The organism is Flavobacterium hauense (assembly GCF_054457175.1).
The window spans coordinates 14,019-30,241 of sequence record NZ_JBTKVX010000015.1; the positions used below are offsets into that span (position 1 = coordinate 14,019).

The 16,223-nt window shown below is 38.4% G+C and carries 20 protein-coding genes; 6 read left to right on the top strand and 14 right to left on the bottom strand.

Annotated features, from left to right (window positions below; translation table 11 throughout):
- Window positions 1-62: 62 nt before the first annotated feature.
- From ACX0HA_RS11885 to pyrE, 5 genes are all read right to left on the bottom strand, one after another.
- Window positions 63-773, bottom strand: coding sequence for a DUF4241 domain-containing protein (locus tag ACX0HA_RS11885; RefSeq protein ID WP_458845508.1), 711 nt, complete (start codon window positions 771-773; stop codon window positions 63-65).
- Between the two features lie 87 nt (window positions 774-860).
- Entirely contained in the window at window positions 861-1,394 is a 534-nt protein-coding gene (locus ACX0HA_RS11890; protein WP_458845509.1) for a hypothetical protein, read from the bottom strand.
- A 79-nt stretch (window positions 1,395-1,473) separates the two neighbouring features.
- On the bottom strand, window positions 1,474-1,866 hold the full coding sequence (locus ACX0HA_RS11895) for an SRPBCC family protein (RefSeq protein WP_458845510.1): 393 nt from the start codon (window positions 1,864-1,866) through the stop codon (window positions 1,474-1,476).
- 10 nt (window positions 1,867-1,876) lie between these two features.
- Complete coding sequence (locus tag ACX0HA_RS11900; RefSeq protein WP_458845511.1) at window positions 1,877-2,338, bottom strand: hypothetical protein; 462 nt, start codon at window positions 2,336-2,338, stop codon at window positions 1,877-1,879.
- Between the two features lie 72 nt (window positions 2,339-2,410).
- A complete protein-coding gene (pyrE, locus tag ACX0HA_RS11905; protein WP_458845512.1) occupies window positions 2,411-3,052 on the bottom strand; it encodes an orotate phosphoribosyltransferase in 642 nt (213 codons plus the stop codon).
- Window positions 3,053-3,059: 7 nt separating this feature from the next.
- On the opposite strand from pyrE, the gene ACX0HA_RS11910 reads away from it, so the two are divergent.
- The 3 genes from ACX0HA_RS11910 to ACX0HA_RS11920 all read left to right on the top strand — a co-directional run bounded on the left by ACX0HA_RS11910 (window position 3,060) and on the right by ACX0HA_RS11920 (window position 6,814).
- On the top strand, window positions 3,060-3,662 hold the full coding sequence (locus ACX0HA_RS11910; RefSeq protein WP_458845513.1) for an NUDIX hydrolase: 603 nt from the start codon (window positions 3,060-3,062) through the stop codon (window positions 3,660-3,662).
- 293 nt (window positions 3,663-3,955) lie between these two features.
- A complete protein-coding gene (locus tag ACX0HA_RS11915) occupies window positions 3,956-4,819 on the top strand; it encodes a hypothetical protein (protein WP_458845514.1) in 864 nt (287 codons plus the stop codon).
- A gap of 21 nt (window positions 4,820-4,840) precedes the next feature.
- Window positions 4,841-6,814, top strand: a complete 1,974-nt coding sequence (locus tag ACX0HA_RS11920) for a T9SS type A sorting domain-containing protein (RefSeq protein WP_458845515.1) — start codon at window positions 4,841-4,843, stop codon at window positions 6,812-6,814.
- A 36-nt stretch (window positions 6,815-6,850) separates the two neighbouring features.
- On the opposite strand, the gene ACX0HA_RS11925 is transcribed toward ACX0HA_RS11920, so the two are convergent.
- The 5 genes from ACX0HA_RS11925 to ACX0HA_RS11945 form a co-directional block, all read right to left on the bottom strand.
- On the bottom strand, window positions 6,851-8,581 hold the full coding sequence (locus tag ACX0HA_RS11925) for a M14 family metallopeptidase (protein ID WP_458845516.1): 1,731 nt from the start codon (window positions 8,579-8,581) through the stop codon (window positions 6,851-6,853).
- Window positions 8,582-8,586: 5 nt separating this feature from the next.
- Window positions 8,587-9,042 (bottom strand): pantetheine-phosphate adenylyltransferase, encoded by a 456-nt coding sequence (gene coaD / locus ACX0HA_RS11930; protein ID WP_458845517.1) that lies wholly within the window; start codon window positions 9,040-9,042, stop codon window positions 8,587-8,589.
- 3 nt (window positions 9,043-9,045) lie between these two features.
- Window positions 9,046-9,387 (bottom strand): DUF5615 family PIN-like protein, encoded by a 342-nt coding sequence (locus ACX0HA_RS11935; RefSeq protein WP_458845518.1) that lies wholly within the window; start codon window positions 9,385-9,387, stop codon window positions 9,046-9,048.
- On the bottom strand, window positions 9,384-9,608 hold the full coding sequence (locus ACX0HA_RS11940; RefSeq protein WP_458845519.1) for a DUF433 domain-containing protein: 225 nt from the start codon (window positions 9,606-9,608) through the stop codon (window positions 9,384-9,386). Before ACX0HA_RS11940 ends, ACX0HA_RS11935 begins: the two co-directional genes overlap by 4 nt.
- A 69-nt stretch (window positions 9,609-9,677) precedes the next feature.
- Window positions 9,678-10,664 carry a D-alanine--D-alanine ligase gene (locus ACX0HA_RS11945; protein WP_458845520.1) on the bottom strand — a complete coding sequence of 329 codons (987 nt, stop codon included), beginning with the start codon at window positions 10,662-10,664 and terminating at the stop codon, window positions 9,678-9,680.
- Window positions 10,665-10,813: 149 nt separating this feature from the next.
- Between ACX0HA_RS11945 and ACX0HA_RS11950 the strand changes: the two genes are divergently transcribed.
- From ACX0HA_RS11950 to ACX0HA_RS11960, 3 genes are all read left to right on the top strand, one after another.
- Window positions 10,814-11,422: a PASTA domain-containing protein gene (locus ACX0HA_RS11950; protein ID WP_458845521.1), complete on the top strand. Its 609-nt coding sequence runs from the start codon at window positions 10,814-10,816 to the stop codon at window positions 11,420-11,422.
- A 5-nt stretch (window positions 11,423-11,427) separates the two neighbouring features.
- A complete protein-coding gene (locus ACX0HA_RS11955; protein ID WP_458845522.1) occupies window positions 11,428-12,477 on the top strand; it encodes an RluA family pseudouridine synthase in 1,050 nt (349 codons plus the stop codon).
- Window positions 12,478-12,625: 148 nt separating this feature from the next.
- Window positions 12,626-13,075, top strand: coding sequence for a hypothetical protein (locus ACX0HA_RS11960; protein ID WP_458845523.1), 450 nt, complete (start codon window positions 12,626-12,628; stop codon window positions 13,073-13,075).
- Window positions 13,076-13,117: 42 nt separating this feature from the next.
- On the opposite strand, the gene ACX0HA_RS11965 is transcribed toward ACX0HA_RS11960, so the two are convergent.
- The 4 genes from ACX0HA_RS11965 to ACX0HA_RS11980 form a co-directional block, all read right to left on the bottom strand.
- Window positions 13,118-13,654 carry an XAC2610-related protein gene (locus ACX0HA_RS11965; RefSeq protein ID WP_458845524.1) on the bottom strand — a complete coding sequence of 179 codons (537 nt, stop codon included), beginning with the start codon at window positions 13,652-13,654 and terminating at the stop codon, window positions 13,118-13,120.
- Window positions 13,655-13,910: 256 nt separating this feature from the next.
- Window positions 13,911-14,441, bottom strand: coding sequence for a YceI family protein (locus ACX0HA_RS11970; protein WP_458845525.1), 531 nt, complete (start codon window positions 14,439-14,441; stop codon window positions 13,911-13,913).
- Between the two features lie 100 nt (window positions 14,442-14,541).
- Complete coding sequence (locus tag ACX0HA_RS11975) at window positions 14,542-15,417, bottom strand: pirin family protein (protein WP_458845526.1); 876 nt, start codon at window positions 15,415-15,417, stop codon at window positions 14,542-14,544.
- A gap of 203 nt (window positions 15,418-15,620) precedes the next feature.
- Window positions 15,621-16,208 (bottom strand): Crp/Fnr family transcriptional regulator, encoded by a 588-nt coding sequence (locus tag ACX0HA_RS11980; RefSeq protein WP_458845527.1) that lies wholly within the window; start codon window positions 16,206-16,208, stop codon window positions 15,621-15,623.
- Between the last annotated feature and the right edge of the window lie 15 nt (window positions 16,209-16,223).

A 16,223-nucleotide genomic window follows, 5' to 3' on the forward strand; every position in this document is an offset into this window, starting at 1 on the left:
ATAAAAAGAGGCTCACATTAATGTGAGCCTCTTTTTATATATTATGTATCTTAATTTAAAGACTAATCTTCATCATCAAAATCTTCGTCTCCTCCTTCAGGATCAAACTCGTTGATAAGAAAGTCAATTACCAGTTCTATGGTATCTCCATTCTCATTTAGTCCCCAGTAAGCAGGGTAATAGCCATCTCCCCAACCAGAGGCAAACATGATTACATTGTTGTCTGAATCTGCATCAGGATGATGATCATTCCAGTCGCCCAGTTCACGAGAGAAATTGTTTTTACCCGAGTATTCTATGAATTCCGCAGAGAGTACGTCATCATAATAATTTGACTCCGGATTCTTTTCCTGCAGTTCATCCATTTTTGCAATGAAGCGGCTATTGGTTTCTTCATCGAGGAAGCAGGCAAGGCCTGATTCTACTGGGAAACCGTAAAACTCATCTTCTCCAAGATCGGTAAGTTCTTCGTTGGTAAGATCATCAGTAAGGGCTAGAATCCATTTAGATGCTTCTTCCGTCCTGAATTTTATTTTTGCATAGGCAATCCTGTGATGAACGGTATCAACTTCTGCCACATAAATAAATACCGGGTATTTATCTGCTTCAACAACGCGGGAAAAAGGTCGCTGTTCCAATGAGAAAAAAGGATCAGCAACGATTATTTTACCCGTTGGCAGGTTGATATCACCAATATGGATCTCGGTTAGCTCCTGAGAGTTCATCTCATCATCAAGGTCGTAATGCAATTCAAATTCGTTAATATCTTTCATGACTGTCTTTTTAGCGATCTTAAATATATTTAAAACCTTATTAATATGAGATTTTTTATAAAATGTTTAACTGTCTGTTTATGCTAATCATTCTGTTTTTATATCTTCCTCAAAGGAAGGATCTGCCCGTTCCGGTATGATGATCTGATCCGATAAATTAGGGATTAGCATCTTCATATCGGCATGGTTGTAATTTACGGTGTCTAAAAAGAACCACTTTTTACCATTATCGTTTGAAATTGCCAACATGGTAGTGGTTGATGTCACTTTGCCATGCGGTATACGCATTACCATTATTTGCGGAAGGGTGCTTTGCAGGTCGTTGCCCACTTTAATTATTTTAGTAGGAGCACCAAAAGTAATATTTATGATGGTAATGCCTTCATCTTTGACCGATTGCATATCAGTTTCAATTTTATGTAATGCCATTGCTTCTCCACCCATGCCTTCGATGGTTCTTGGGTAGGTGTATTGGAGAAAAGCCTTGTAGTTAGCAGCTACAAATTTTTCGCCCATGTCATTGGCCTGTTCGAGCATTGTTTTAGTTAATGCATCATCATTTTGTGCATGGGAAGAAAACGTAATAAAAAAGATAATTGTAAATATAATTCCTGATTTCATAGCCAGTTGCATTTTGGATAAAAGTATAAAAAAAGCCTTTTAGTAAGACTAAAAGGCTGGATTTTGTTGAAAGTATATTTTAAAGCTTATGCATGTTTTGTGCAAGTGTTTCTATAAACTTAGTGATGGGGCCTTTAATCATCATTGCCATCATGGCATTGAATTCCCCTTCAAAAAACAGCTGAACTTCGCTTGAGGTGTCAGAAACAGTGTTTATATTCCCTGTTAGCGTAAAAGGAAGTTTATCGCTTGCTGCGCCTAAAACAACTTTATTAGGAGCTGTTTTCTCTTTTAGTTTCAATTTGATCTCAGGCATGCCCTTTAACGCAAAAATGAACGCTTCCTCTCCTGTCACTTCAAATTTTGCTATGTTTTCAGGCATTAGCTTTTCAAAGTTCTTAACATCAATAAGCTGGTCAAAAATATATTGTGCAGGTTTCTGTACCGTTACTTTAGGGCTTTCTAAATTCATAGTGTATTAATTATTTTTTCTTTGCGAAAAGTTTTTCGACTTGTTTTTTAGCGATTTCATTTGAAAAATATACCGGAGCATCTTTTACTTTCATCGATGCACATGAAAATCGTAAGACCGGCGATCCAAGAAACTTGCTAAAGTGAAGCCCTATCAAGTAATCTGGAAGCTCAAGCATTACAGATTCTTTAGGCATTGTGGTGAATCCTTCTTCAATAGCAGCATATAAATCGTTAAATGTATTATCAACATCTTCAAAAGTGAACTCACGGTATTCATCTAATGTTTTGAATTGCTGGTCTCTGAACCTTAAAGTGTATTTGTTTCCTGATTTAGTTATTTCAGCTTCTAACGGTCCTCCGAATTGCTGAGCTTTCCCAATTGTTTCAGCTGGGGTTACATGAACTTTTTTTAATTGTGCAAAAGACATTGATACTGTAAGCAGCATCCCTAATAAGAACATTTTTTTCATTGTGATGGGTTTGGTTGATTAATAAATGATTGGTTTAAAATTAATTCTTTTGGCGTGTAGTGTATTAAGCAACTATTGTCCCCAAGTGGATGGGCTTTTGCTCCAGTCCTTAAGAGTGTCCAGCTCTTCTTCGGTAATGTATTTTTTTGAAACGGCAAGATCTAAAAGCGTTTCATAATTTCCTAGTGTATGTAATTGAACATTGGCGTTTTTGAAATTTTGAACAGATATGTCAAAGCCATAAGTAAATATTGCAACCATACCTTTAACGTTAGCTCCGGCAGCTTTTAATGCCTCTACAGCAAGAAGACTGCTGTTTCCGGTGCTGATAAGATCTTCAACAACGACAACATTCTGCCCTTTTTGTAAAAAGCCTTCAACCTGGTTCTGACGGCCGTGTTTCTTAGCTTCAGGGCGCACGTAAACGAACGGAAGTCCCATATACTCAGCGACAAGCATACCAATTCCTATAGCTCCGGTTGCTACACCTGCAATAACATCAGGCTTGCCAAATTCTTTTTCAATGTGCTTGGAAAATTCCTCACGAATATAATTTCTTATCGGTGGAAATGAGAGGGTTATCCTGTTATCACAATAAATAGGCGATTTCCATCCGGAAGCCCATGTAAAAGGATTTTTAGGATTTAATTTAATTGCGTTTATTTGTAAAAGCAATTCGGCTGTTTTTTTGGCGGTGTCTATATTGAAAATCATACTGCAAATGTATAAAGTTTTTGTAAACGATAAACCACTTTTTTTGACAAATACTGTCGAGAAAGAAACTGACTTCAGGATGTTTTTACTGGAGAGTGTTGATATTGAACAATTGATAGTAAATATGTTCAACAACAAAGTGAAGAAAGCATTTTTGTATCATCCTGATGAAAAAGAAACCTTAAAGAAATTAAAGGAGAAGATACCTGTGGCTAAAGCCGGGGGCGGACTCGTGTATAATAAAAAAGGCGAAGTCCTCTTTATTTTCCGTAACGGTAAATGGGATTTGCCTAAGGGAGGTATAGAGAAAAACGAGGATATCGAAGATACTGCTATTAGGGAAGTAGAAGAAGAAACAGGTGTTTCAGGATTGGAAATTACCAATAAGTTACAAAAGACATATCATATCTTTAAGCGTAACGGCACCTATAGGCTAAAAATTACGCATTGGTATGAAATGAAGACCGATTTTACAGGGAAGCTTTTAGGCCAGTTGGAAGAGGGTATCGAAAAAGTGGCATGGCTTAACCCGGAGCAGATCAAAGAAGCACTTACCAACTCTTATGATAATATCAAGCTGCTGTTTGAGAATGTGGAAGTAGAGAAATAAGAATGATGACTTAAAATTATAAATTACGAATTTGTTAAGGCAGGTTCGTAATTTTTTTTTGCTGTATTAAGCATTTCAGGATTTTTTTTCGGAGTTGAAATATTTAAGACATAACTACTTAGATCCTGAAAATATTTCTTTTAGGAAGTAATATCTGATTCTGTAAAGTGGTGTTCATTATGGTGTTCAGTTAAATTTTGAATATGATTTTAACTTTTGTTTAAGATTTTCATCACCAAAATTAACTTTTATTTTCGTTGATTTATATTACAAATTTAATCACCAACTTAATTATGAAAAAACAACTTTTAACATTGTCTTTTGCACTATGTGCCGCTCTTGGGTATTCACAAATTCAGTCTGAAACATCTAATTCTTCTACCTGGCCAAGTATTGGTAAAGTAGGTATTGGGACAACTAGCCCGGCTTATAAATTACATGTTAGTTCAAATTCAACACTTATACCTGTTTCCGCATATGTGGATAATCTGGCAAATTTTGGAACTAGACCCACTAGTGGCTTACGTTTGCAGGCAAAAGGATATAATACAGGTTCAGGATTTGAGATATCAGTTTCTCACGCATTCAGATTGCAAATGACAACAAGTGCAACCGCAATGACGGGTTATATAGAATATAGTAACCCGGCTACAACCAATACTACAAAATCGGCAGTATCATTTGGTCATAATGATGTAGAATTAATGCGAATTAACGAGAATGGTAAAGTCCGTATTGGACTCGGTACAAATGATATTAAGACACCAAATGGCTACAAGCTTTTTGTTGAAGAAGGCATACTTACAGAAAAAGTAAAAGTGGCTGTTAAAACAACTACGGATTGGGCCGATTATGTTTTTGCACCTGACTATAAACTTATGCCGCTTGATGAAGTTGCTGCTTTTACTAAAGCAAACAAGCATTTGCCTAACGTTCTATCAGCTGAACAAATGGTTGAAGGCGGACTTGATGTTGCTAAAATGGATGCTAAATTGCTAGAGAAAATAGAAGAATTGACTCTTTATATTATAGATCAGGATGATAATGCAAAGCAACTAAAAGCTGAGTTTATAGCGCAAAAGAAAGAAGCTGAAGATCAAAAAAGTGAAATCGAAGAGCTTAAAGCCCAGGTGAAGCTATTAATGGCAAAACAATAATAAATTTTAAATATTTAATCTATGAGAAATTTATATTATTGTTTTCTCGTGCTTCTGTCAGGTTTGGGAGCACAGGCACAGTGTATTGTAAACGGAAGCTTTGAAACCACACCCTCACAATATAGTTTTACAAACAGAGGGGGATTGTTTCAGATTATGGATTGTGATGTGAATACGGCAGAGGTAGAATTTGAGCCATATATATTACCCACTGCTCTTAATCAGTATACGGCTGATGCCAGTTGGGTAAGTTCCGGAAATGATGCTTTTTTGCTCGCCTGTAGTCCGTCTGTTACAATGGGCAGGGTAAAACCCGGGAGTGGTAACCGCGCTTTAAGGCTTAATAACTTTGAAGGTGGTGCTGACAGAACAACAATGTCGCAAACCTTTACTGCTACAGGAACAGAAATCAGTTTTTCGTATTCAATGATCATTGAAAATCCACATCCTAATGAAATGGACAGGCAGCCTTTTTTTTCTGTAAGGGTTTATGACATGGCAGGAAACAAAATTTCAAATGATTTTTGTATCATAGCTGATCCTGCTAATGCAATTTTTGGCGTAACGTCATGGTTCAATGTCGGCGAAAATGAAACTCAGTCGGTTTTATATACCGGTTGGAAATGTGGCTTAATCACCTTACCTGAAGCGTATTTAAATCAGTCAGTGCGGTTGGAATTTGTAATGGCAGATTGTGGCAAGAACGCTCATTTCGGTACGGTTTATATTGACGATATATCTTGTACAGCTGCTTGTACTCAGCCTGCCTTTGGCTATTTATCACTGGATGATGCCAGCTTTAACTGCCCCAAAGAATCTTTTCAGGTTTGTGGATCATATGTATCTCCACAGGGAACAACGCTTACTTCTAATTTACTGCATCTTCAGATATGGAAAGATGGAGTTTACATAGGTACAGTTTTAGGTGCATCGAGTTTAACATCAGATAAATTTTGTTTTACAGTAGATCCGGTGACACACTTTGGATTAAGCCCCTCTGGAGAGTATGAATTTAAGCTAATTGCATATTTTTATATGAGTGCTACTTCCTATTATTTAAAACTCACTGATTCATCTACCTCAGTTGGGCCTGATGTTACCATGGGTAATGTAGATATAACCGGGGCTTATGTACAGGGAAGCACGCTGATATGGCCTGATGTTGCTGAAGTATATGAACTTGAGTTCTTTACAGATGGAACCTGCTGTCCGTCAAGTACTACTACCCAACCTGCCTATTTTCATTTTACGCAAACAGAAAATACATTTAACCTGACCCAGATAGCTTCAAGTACGCCTGGAGCAAGAGCAATGGTGTATGGCTGTTTCAGGTATAGAATAAGAACAGATTGTGGCTGGTCGGCATGGTGTTGTATTGCAATACAAAATGGTCAGTATGAGTTTCCTGAGGGAGCAAACTGGGGGAATCCTCTTGCACCTGATTGTTATGAAGGGGCTGCCGGCAGTTGTCTCTCAACTTTGACCCTGACAGTATCTAATCCGGTTATTACAAATACATTGTCATATCAGCAGCGTGATCAGTGGATTAAGGCTTCAAATACCATTCAGCCGGATGCAACAGCTATTTACCAGGCAGGGAATTTCATTGAATTACAACCTGGTTTTAATGCTCAGTATACGTCTGTGTTTCAGGCCACAATTGAGAATTGTGTTTATGGGGCAGCGGCGCCGCAACCTAAACCACAAGCTAAAGTGAAGGATTTAAGTGGAGAAGATAATAAAGGTGTTTCTAAAAAAACAAATGCTTTTGTGATATATCCGAATCCTTTTGTAGATACGATTACTATAGTTGATGAAAATGTTTTCTCATCGGTGGGTGTCTTTACGATTATAGATATTATAGGTAAGGAAGTTATCAGGGTAAATAATCCTGAAGGACTGAAGGAACTTCAAATCAATGTGGGTTCATTAAAACCAGGCGTTTATTTTGTAATAGGTGATGGTGAACCACTTCAGAGAATTATTAAAAATTAAAAAGATTTAATAAACCGGCTTTTAGCCGGTTTTATTTTATTTCACTTTCCTGTAAACAGGATACTCCATGTGTGTCTTTTCATAATATACTGAATGGCGATAAATCCAGTCCAGTTGGGCATCTGCATCATCTGCAAAAGACTTATCTTCCTGCTTTTTCTTGTCGAATGCTGCTTTCAGGTTTTTGTCACTCTTTAAAAGCGCTGCGGCGGTATCCTCGAATACATAATCTGAAAAATATTCTTTTTGCTGCAATATGGCATCAAAGAAGTTCCATGCAAAATAGGAATCGACACCTTGGGGTTCCAAAGTTTCAAGCAGGTATTTTACCCCCGGCTGTTGCGTGTTTATTACAAAATCCCCTTTCCTGAAAAGTACTTTATGTTTTGTGCTCTCCAAAGTAACACTATTATGAGGATAGTGTCCTTCATAAGCGCTTTTACTTGTCTTAAAGTCTTTTATGCGGTAGCTTTCCACTTCAAACTCGGTGTCCTGTACCAGCGGCTCCATTGTTATATTATTGATTTTAAGCAGCTCTATAATATTCCACCATGATTTAGGAATTATATAAGCTTCAGGAATGTTTACCTCTGTTACCGGTTGGTAGGTTTGGTAATAAGGCACCATCTTGCTAAATGGCTTTTTTCTGTCGTAGAAAAGCCTTTGCTTACCGGTTACTTCACTGGTTTTATAATCGCCCTGATAGCCTAAAAAGGGGAGGGTAGTAACCTGTGTAGAATCAATCTCCCATTGCAGGGTATAGCGTGATCCCGGTTTGTAATTCTCAAGATTTTCTGAGCGTAAAAGCTTTATCCTATTGTGGTTTTTATCGGTATAGGCCAATGACTCAAACATATATTCATAGGTAACTTTTACACGCGATGCATAATCTTTAAGCATATGCGTCTCCGGCATTGATCCCGGAACGTTGAACATAGATGCAAAACCGGTAGAATAGCGGGGATAGTCCATGAACTGCTCAAAACCGGCTGTATCGGGCTTAGTATCATGTACGTTTACATATGGCGTAGCCTCAATGCCTTTTGCCTTCATGGCAGAAAGTATTTGCGGTAACATTTCGTCCTTAAAATATGCGCCGAGCTCTCCTCCAAGCTTTTGATGATGGGTCGCTATGTAAGTAAACGTGTATTGATAGTCAGCTCCGTTACTCACGTGGTTATCTATGAAAACATCAGGATTTACGGTGTGAAATATCTGAGCAAAGCTTCTTGCATTACGGGTATCGCTTTTCAGGAAATCACGGTTAAGGTCATAATTCCTTTCATTGCCGCGGAAACCATAGCTTTCAGGACCATTTTGGTTGGCACGGCTATGTGAGGTACGATTTAGCGCACCTCCAATATTATATATAGGTATATTTACGATTACTGTATTCTTTGGAGCAGCCAGCTTTCCGGTTGCCAGGTCACGATACAGCATCATCGTGGCATCTATACCATCAGGCTCACCGGGATGAATACCATTGTTAAGTAATAATACCGCTTTGTCTTTATGTATTTGATTGAAATCAAAGTTCCTGTCCGGGTTGTAGATAACGATATGCAGAGGCTCACCACTGTCGGTAGGGCCCATTTCAAGCATTTGTATGGTTTCAAAATCTTTGTCCAGCAGCCTGAAAAAAGCTATTGTTTCTTCGTAAGTCGCTGTCTGGTTGCCGTTGCCTTTTTCGTAAGGAGTTTGGTACATGGTCTTTTTTTGTGCTGAAAGTATACAGGTAAAAAACAGTAATAATAAAAATTTGTTCATAGGCTTTATTTAACCCTAACCGCGTTGGGAACAAGAATGGTGTAATCTCCGCCATTGCGCAATACATCACGAACAATACTCGAGCTGATATAGGAAGTACTGGCAGCAGTAAGCAAGAACACGGTTTCAATTTGTGAAAGTTCCCTGTTGGTATGGGCAATTGCTTTTTCGAACTCAAAGTCGGCAGGGTTGCGGAGGCCACGTAATATGAATCCGGCGCCTACTTTACGGCAAAGGTCTATGGTCAGGCCTTCGTAGGTAACAACCTCTACTTTTGGTTCATCTGCAAATGACTCTTCAATAAAGCGCTTGCGCTCTTCCAGTGAAAACATGTATTTCTTTTCGGCATTGACACCAATGGCAACAATTACTTTGTCAAAAAGGCTCACACCACGTTTGATGATATCATAGTGTCCAAGTGTTATAGGGTCAAACGATCCGGGGAATACTGCTATTTTCATTTGTTATTTGATTTCCAGGCATGCTATCTCCTGGTATTCTTTTTTACTAATAAAATCTTTAATGATTTCTGCTTTTGAATTAAGAATTTCTGCCAAGTAATTAGTGGTTGTATTGCCAAAACGTAGCCATACAATCTTAGGAGGATGGCCTTTTATACTACTTATGTCAAAAAAATCGGCATCGAAGGTTATAATTGTATATTCATTTTCCTTTGCAAAATTCCATATTCCAATATCCGAATAGCCTTCGATATTGAGTTGCCTTACTTGCTTTGCTTCCGGAAAAATTTTAGATATCCTTGTAACAATCCTAAAGGAAATGTTTTGATCAAAGAGAATCTTCACGAAGCAATACTTATTTTATGTTCCTTATCAGCAGCATAGGCTAAGCATGCTTTTATCTGTTCCTCTGTCAATTCAGGGAAATCTTCAATTATTTCACGAATAGACATACCGTTGGCAAACCAGCTTAATACATCATAGACAGAAATTCGTGTCCCTGTAATAATTGGTCTGCCAAAACGAATGGTAGCGTCAATTGATATATGTTGTTTATAATCGATCATATAACAAAGTTATGAATTATTTGCTGATATTCAGATTGGTTTTTTGTAACTGTGATTGCTCGCTGAACACTACTTTTTCCAAAGTACCTTACGCTGCTGTGCAAGTTTTATTTCGCTGTCAAGCAGATCCGAAAACGGTATGCCTGCATGCTGTGCCTGTTGTGGGAAGATACTTGCCGGTGATAATCCGGGATTGGTATTCATCTCAATAAAATGCGGCTCGCCATTCCTTACTATAAAGTCAGTACGTGAAAAACCACTCATGCCTAATGCTTCATAGGCTTTGGCAGCCATATCGCGAACTTTTTGTTCGGTTTGGGCATCAAGTCTTGCAGGTGTTATCTCATCAGATTTACCCTGGTATTTCGCTTCATAATCAAAGAAATCGTTATGCGACACTATCTCGGTCAAGCCCAATACGGTCGTCTTTCCGTTAAGATTCAGTACACCAACAGATACTTCGGTACCTTTAATGTATTCCTCAATAAGTATATCAGAATCTTCTGCAAATGCAAATTCTAATGCTTTGTCAAATTCGGAAAGGTCGTTTACCTTAGAAACCCCAAGGCTGCTTCCGCTTTGGTTAGGCTTTACCATAAATGGCAGCCCGATAGTATCAGCTACTTGTTGTCCTGTCAGGACATCGCCTTTAGAAACGTAAATGCTTTTTGCCTTCGGGATATTGAATTTTGTCAAGACCGATAAAGTATCCCTTTTGTTGAATGTAAGCGCCGACTGGTAGAAACCACAGCCTGTATAAGGCAGTTCCAACAGTTCCCAGTACGACTGCATGTGGCCGTCTTCGCCCGGAGTACCATGAATTGTATTTACGGCAACATCAAAAATTATTTTTTTGCCTTCTTTCTCAAAAGAGAAATCGCCTTTATTTAAAGGATATTGGTTTCCGTCAATTACTACATTCCATCCTTCAGGCAGGATATGTACCTCAAACGGTGTATATTTTTTACGGTCAAGATTGGCAAGGATAAGCTGGCCGCTTCGCATGGATATAACGGATTCGTCTGAATACCCGCCCATTACTACTGCTACATTCATTTTTGAAAAGGTTAATGTTTATAAGGCTTACACGAAATTACGCATTATAAACGTTATATTTACCAATGCAAAGCCCACACAAAAATATCATTATTTGTGTAAACTATAAAGTTTAGTATTATTTATATCTTTGCCAAAATTCATAATAGATGACCCTTAAAGATTTTTTGACTAGTAAAGCTTTTTTTAAGCAGCTTGCAATTGCATTGGTAATCGTTATTGTAGTGATATTCGCTTTACTGCAATACCTTAGTTATGCAACCAATCACGGAGAAGAAATTCCTGTACCAGACCTGCGTAAAATGACCGTTGAAAAAGCAGAAGAAGCCCTTGAAGCTGTAGACCTGGAGTATGTAGTACTTGATACGGTAGACTTTAAGGCCGATTTTCCTCCCTATACTATTGTGCAGCAGGATCCGCTTCCTAATGTAAATGTGAAAGACGGAAGAAAAGTATATGTAAAGATTAACTCTAAAGGATTTGCTCAGGTAGAACTACCGGACATTATCCAGAAAACATACAGGGCGGCATTGCCAAGCCTTAAATCTGCCGGACTTGAAGAAGGTAAGAAGACCTATAAGTCGTATTTAGCTAAAGATGTAGTACTTGAAGTATGGGTTAATGGCAAAAAGCTTAAAGCAGGCGATAAGGTACTTAAAGCCTCTAAAGTTGACCTTGTTCTTGGCGATGGCAAGACAGGATATGTAGAAACAGAAAGTGATTCTGTAAAAGTAGAAACAAAAAAGACAGAAGAATAAAACAAATGACGAAACCAATTATTGAGCAGGAGCCGGAGGAGAACGAAGAGTTATTTGAGCATTTCCGATTTGAGGCAGGCAAGGGGCAGGCACCATTAAGGGTAGATAAATTCCTGATGAACCTTGTAGAAAATGCCACACGTAATAAGATACAAAAAGCTGCCGATGCAGGTAATATATATGTAAATGATGTGCCGGTAAAGTCGAACCACAAGGTGAAGGCTAACGACATTGTAAGGATGCTTTTAGAGCACCCACCGTATGAATACCTGCTGACACCGGAAAATATCCCTTTGAACATTGTGTATGAAGATGATCAGCTGCTTGTTTTAAACAAGGAGCCGGGAATGGTTGTACATCCGGGGCATGGCAATTACTCAGGTACGCTGGTAAATGCACTGGCTTACCATTTTGAGAACCTGCCAATGAACAGCAGCGAAAGGCCGGGGCTTGTACATCGTATCGATAAGGATACATCGGGGTTATTAGTCGTTGCCAAGACCGAAGTTGCCATGACGCACCTTACCAAACAGTTTGCTGACAAAACTTCTGAAAGGGAGTATGTTGCCATAGTATGGGGTAATGTGGAAGAAGAGGAGGGTACCATAGAAGGCAATATTGACCGTCACGTGAAAGACCGTATGCAAATGGCTGTTTTCCCTGATGGGGAACAGGGCAGGCATGCTGTTACGCATTATAAGGTAATAGAGCGTCTGGGGTATGTAACAGTAGTTTCATGTAAGCTTGAAACTGGCCGTACACACCAGATTCGTGTGCACATGAAACACATAGGGCATACCTTATTCAATGATGCACGTTACGGAGGGGATTCCATACTTAAGGGAACCACATTTACAAAATACAAGCAGTTCATAGACAACTGTTTCAAGATATTGCCACGCCAGGCGCTGCATGCCAAAACACTGGGCTTTGTACACCCAACGACCAATGAGTTTATGCGCTTTGACAGCGAATTGCCTCAGGATATGGTTGAATGTATCGAAAAATGGCGTACATACTCTAAATCGCATACAATAGAGGAAGAAGAGCAATAGTTATTTGTTGATGCGTTGATTTGTTTATTTGACAAAGCAATCTAAATATAAATGAATCCCGAAGTGAAAGCTTCGGGATTTTTTTATGGCTGAATAATTTTTCTGTACTAATTTTCGTTATTATAATAACCAACTAAAACCAACTGCAATGAAATTATTACTTACATGTTTATTGTTCACTTCCTTTTTTGGCTACAGCCAAACTGTAATGAGAGTTGAAGAAGCAAAACAAAACGGAACCTTAACTAAAGTAGAAAAGGAATATAAGGGTGCTTTAGGCGATGATGGTATTTTTAAAACAGAACAAGAACAGCAGAAACACAGAGATGCCTATCGCAACTACCTACTTGACTTCGGAAAATTTTTAGAAAAGAACAATTTTAAATGGGAAGAAACCACAAAAGGCTGGAACAGGATATACATGCAGCCGGACGGTACCATTGATTATTTCCTGTATAGCTTTAAGAATCTTCCGGCAGATAAGGAAAAAGAGTTTCAACGCCTTTTAGGCTTATACATCAAGGACCATAAGTTTGGGAATACAGCACCTGTGAAATTTGCGCAATGCAGCTCAGTTACCTATCCTAAATCAGAGTAATTTATAAACACAACACCCAAGTAAAAAACTTTAGATGTTTTTTTACTTATAAGAATTATAATTGCAGTCAGGACATTTTTTACTTATGGGGACGAGTTTATTATTATACCACTTATGAGTAAGGATACAAGGTTCTGAAGGCTGCATGCAGTCGCTCATTTCAATTGATGTTATGGTTTTTGTTATATCATCTGGTTCTATGGAGCCGAGATCTATTGTTTCGGAATGGAGAAAAAATCTCTTTGTTCTAGGATTTAAGGTTATAAGGCAGCCATATGATATACCTAATCCATTTGATATTGCTTCTTGAATATAGATGTCTTTTTGTCCATCAAAATTATAATCCTTAAATATCCATTTAAACTGAATTGGATTAATATTTAAATTTTTGAGTTCATCATTTTTAATCCAATGGTTAAATTCTTCAGTATATATTTCTATTTTAAACAAGCTGTCTTCTTGAGGTATTATTAAAACTGCACTTTTGTATTTATCTGAGAGGAAATAGCCTGTTTTTAAATTAAGGAAAGGGTCTCCGTTTTCTGTTTCAATAGAATCTTTATCTATAGTCGAGTTCAACAGCCTGTATAACGAATCCCGATTTATAACTTTTGATTCGGCCTTTGTAATGACTTTTATTTTCGATTACCTTGGTGTCGAAAGTTCGTTTCTTTTGCATGCTGAAAAGAAAACTATCAGGAAAGCAAAAAAGAATACATTTTTCATAATCATGATGATTTGAGATATAGCGTCAAACCTACAAAATTTCTCATAAAAAAACCTGCAGTGCTTTCACACCACAGGTTTCACGAAACATATAATCGGACTAAAACAATTATTGTTTGATGAACTGAAGCTCAATAGCCAGCTTCACTTCTTCACCTACCAGTACCCCACCAGTTTCAAGGGCAGAGTTCCATGTCAGGCCAAAATCTTTACGGTTTAGTTTACCTGTAATGGTAAGTCCGGTTTTTACATTACCCCAAGGGTCTTTGGCTATACCGCCAAATTCTACGTCAAGGCTTACCGGTTTGGTTTCACCATGCAGGCTAAGATTACCGTTAAGGGTATATTCACCTTCGTTTTTCTTGTTGAAAGCTGTAGATTCAAATGTGATTTTTGGAAATTGGGCTGCGTCAAAAAAGTCAGAACTTAAGAGGTGGCCGTCACGGTCAGCGTTTCCTGTACTTACAGAATCAATATCGCCGCTGAAAGAGAATGCTGCATTCTCAAAGCTATCACCGTTTGTAGTGGCTTCTGCCGTGAATTTTGTAAACTGGCCTGAAACGTTAGTAAACATCATGTGTTTTACTTTAAATCCTATTTCTGAATGAGTTGGGTCTACTGCCCATTTTGTTGTTGACATAATCTTAAAGTTTATATGGTTTTTTTAATTTGTTATTTTGATGAGACAAAGTTCCGTTAGAAAAAATGCCTGTGCATTGAACTGGGACAAGAAAAATCAGTTATACCGACATTGGTACTTCAATAAGCAATAGCTCCGCATCCTGAGTATTTGCTGCAATCTTAATTTCTGAAGTATCCCAGATACCAAGAGCATCGCGCTCGTTTAGCTGGATGTTACCAATGTTGATGTCGCCTTTGATCACAAAAGCATAGATACCGTTACCGCTTTTCTTTAATTTATAGTCAGTAGTGAAGTCTTTGTCAAATTTCCCAAGGTGGAACCACGCATCCTGGTGTATCCACACACCTTCGTCATTTGCATTAGGCGAAAGGATCTGCTGCAGGTTATTGTGACGGTCGGCTTCGTTAAGGGCAATTTGATCGTAACGAGGCGTAACGTTCTTTTTGTTAGGGTAGACCCAAATCTGAAGGAACTTAGTAAGCTTGTCTTTGTTCTTATTGTATTCGCTGTGGTAAATTCCTGTACCGGCACTCATAACCTGGATGTCACCTTTTTTGATGACCGCAGTATTCCCCATGCTGTCTTTGTGCTCCAGATCGCCCTCAAGCGGAATAGAGATGATCTCCATGTTATCGTGAGGGTGCGTGCCAAAGCCCATACCCGCATCTACACGGTCGTCATTCAATACCCGAAGTACGCCAAAGTGCATCCTGTCAGGGTTGTAGTAATTGGCAAAACTGAAAGAGTGATGCGAATCGAGCCAGCCATGGTTTGCGTGTCCGCGGCTTGAAGCTTTATGAAGTACGGTGTTTTCTAAGATAAGGGAACTCTCATTAGGCAGGTGGTTGTAACCAATAGGCTCTAACGGTTGTATTTCGTCGATATCGTTGCTTAATGTATCGCCAATGGCAGCGGAAGTAATGAACATCCCGGTACCCATAAGCCCTTTTCTGATAAAATCTTTTCTGTCCATAGTATTTGGTTGTTTTAATATTACTATGCAAAGTTGCGGCATATAGAATATCAAAACATTGAACTAGGACAAGAAAAACAGCGAAGCTGTTTTTAGTATTGAGATATTAGATTTTAGTATTGAGATATTAGATTTGAGTATTGAGAAATAGTAAGATTCACGTAAAGTTTATAATCTCATATCTCAATACTAACATCTCAAATCTATTGCTTAGCTAATTTCGCTCTTACTTTGCTTAAAAACTCGGCAGATATACCAAGATATGACGCAATGTAATGCTGGGCTACGCGCTGTGGCAGGGTAGGGTACAGCTCTAAGAACTCTACATATTTTTCGAGGGCAGTCCTTGAAATAGTATGGAACAGTCTGTTTTGTGTAGCAGTCAGGTGACGCTGTAACAGTATACGGAAAGCTCTTTCAAAGCACGGTTCTTTTTTAAAGAGCTCTTCTTTGGTCTCCGGACTGAAAACAAGGAATTCACAGTCTTCGAGGGTTTCTATAAAGATCTTGCTTGGCTGGTCTTCATAAATGCTGAATGAGATATCGCTAACCCATGCATTCTCTATGGCAAATTGTAATATCACTTCAAAGCCATTCTGGTCGATATAGTATTTACGGACACAGCCTTTTACAACAAAAGCCTCAAAGTTGCACACTTCACCTTCATGAAGCATGATGGTCTTTTTGGGTACTTTCCTGTACTCGAGTAATGAGTTGAAGGTATCCAGTTCTTCCTTCGAGAAAGTTACATAACGGCTGATGCTTTGGTCTATTTGTTCGTACATGTCCATAATACAAGGCTTTCT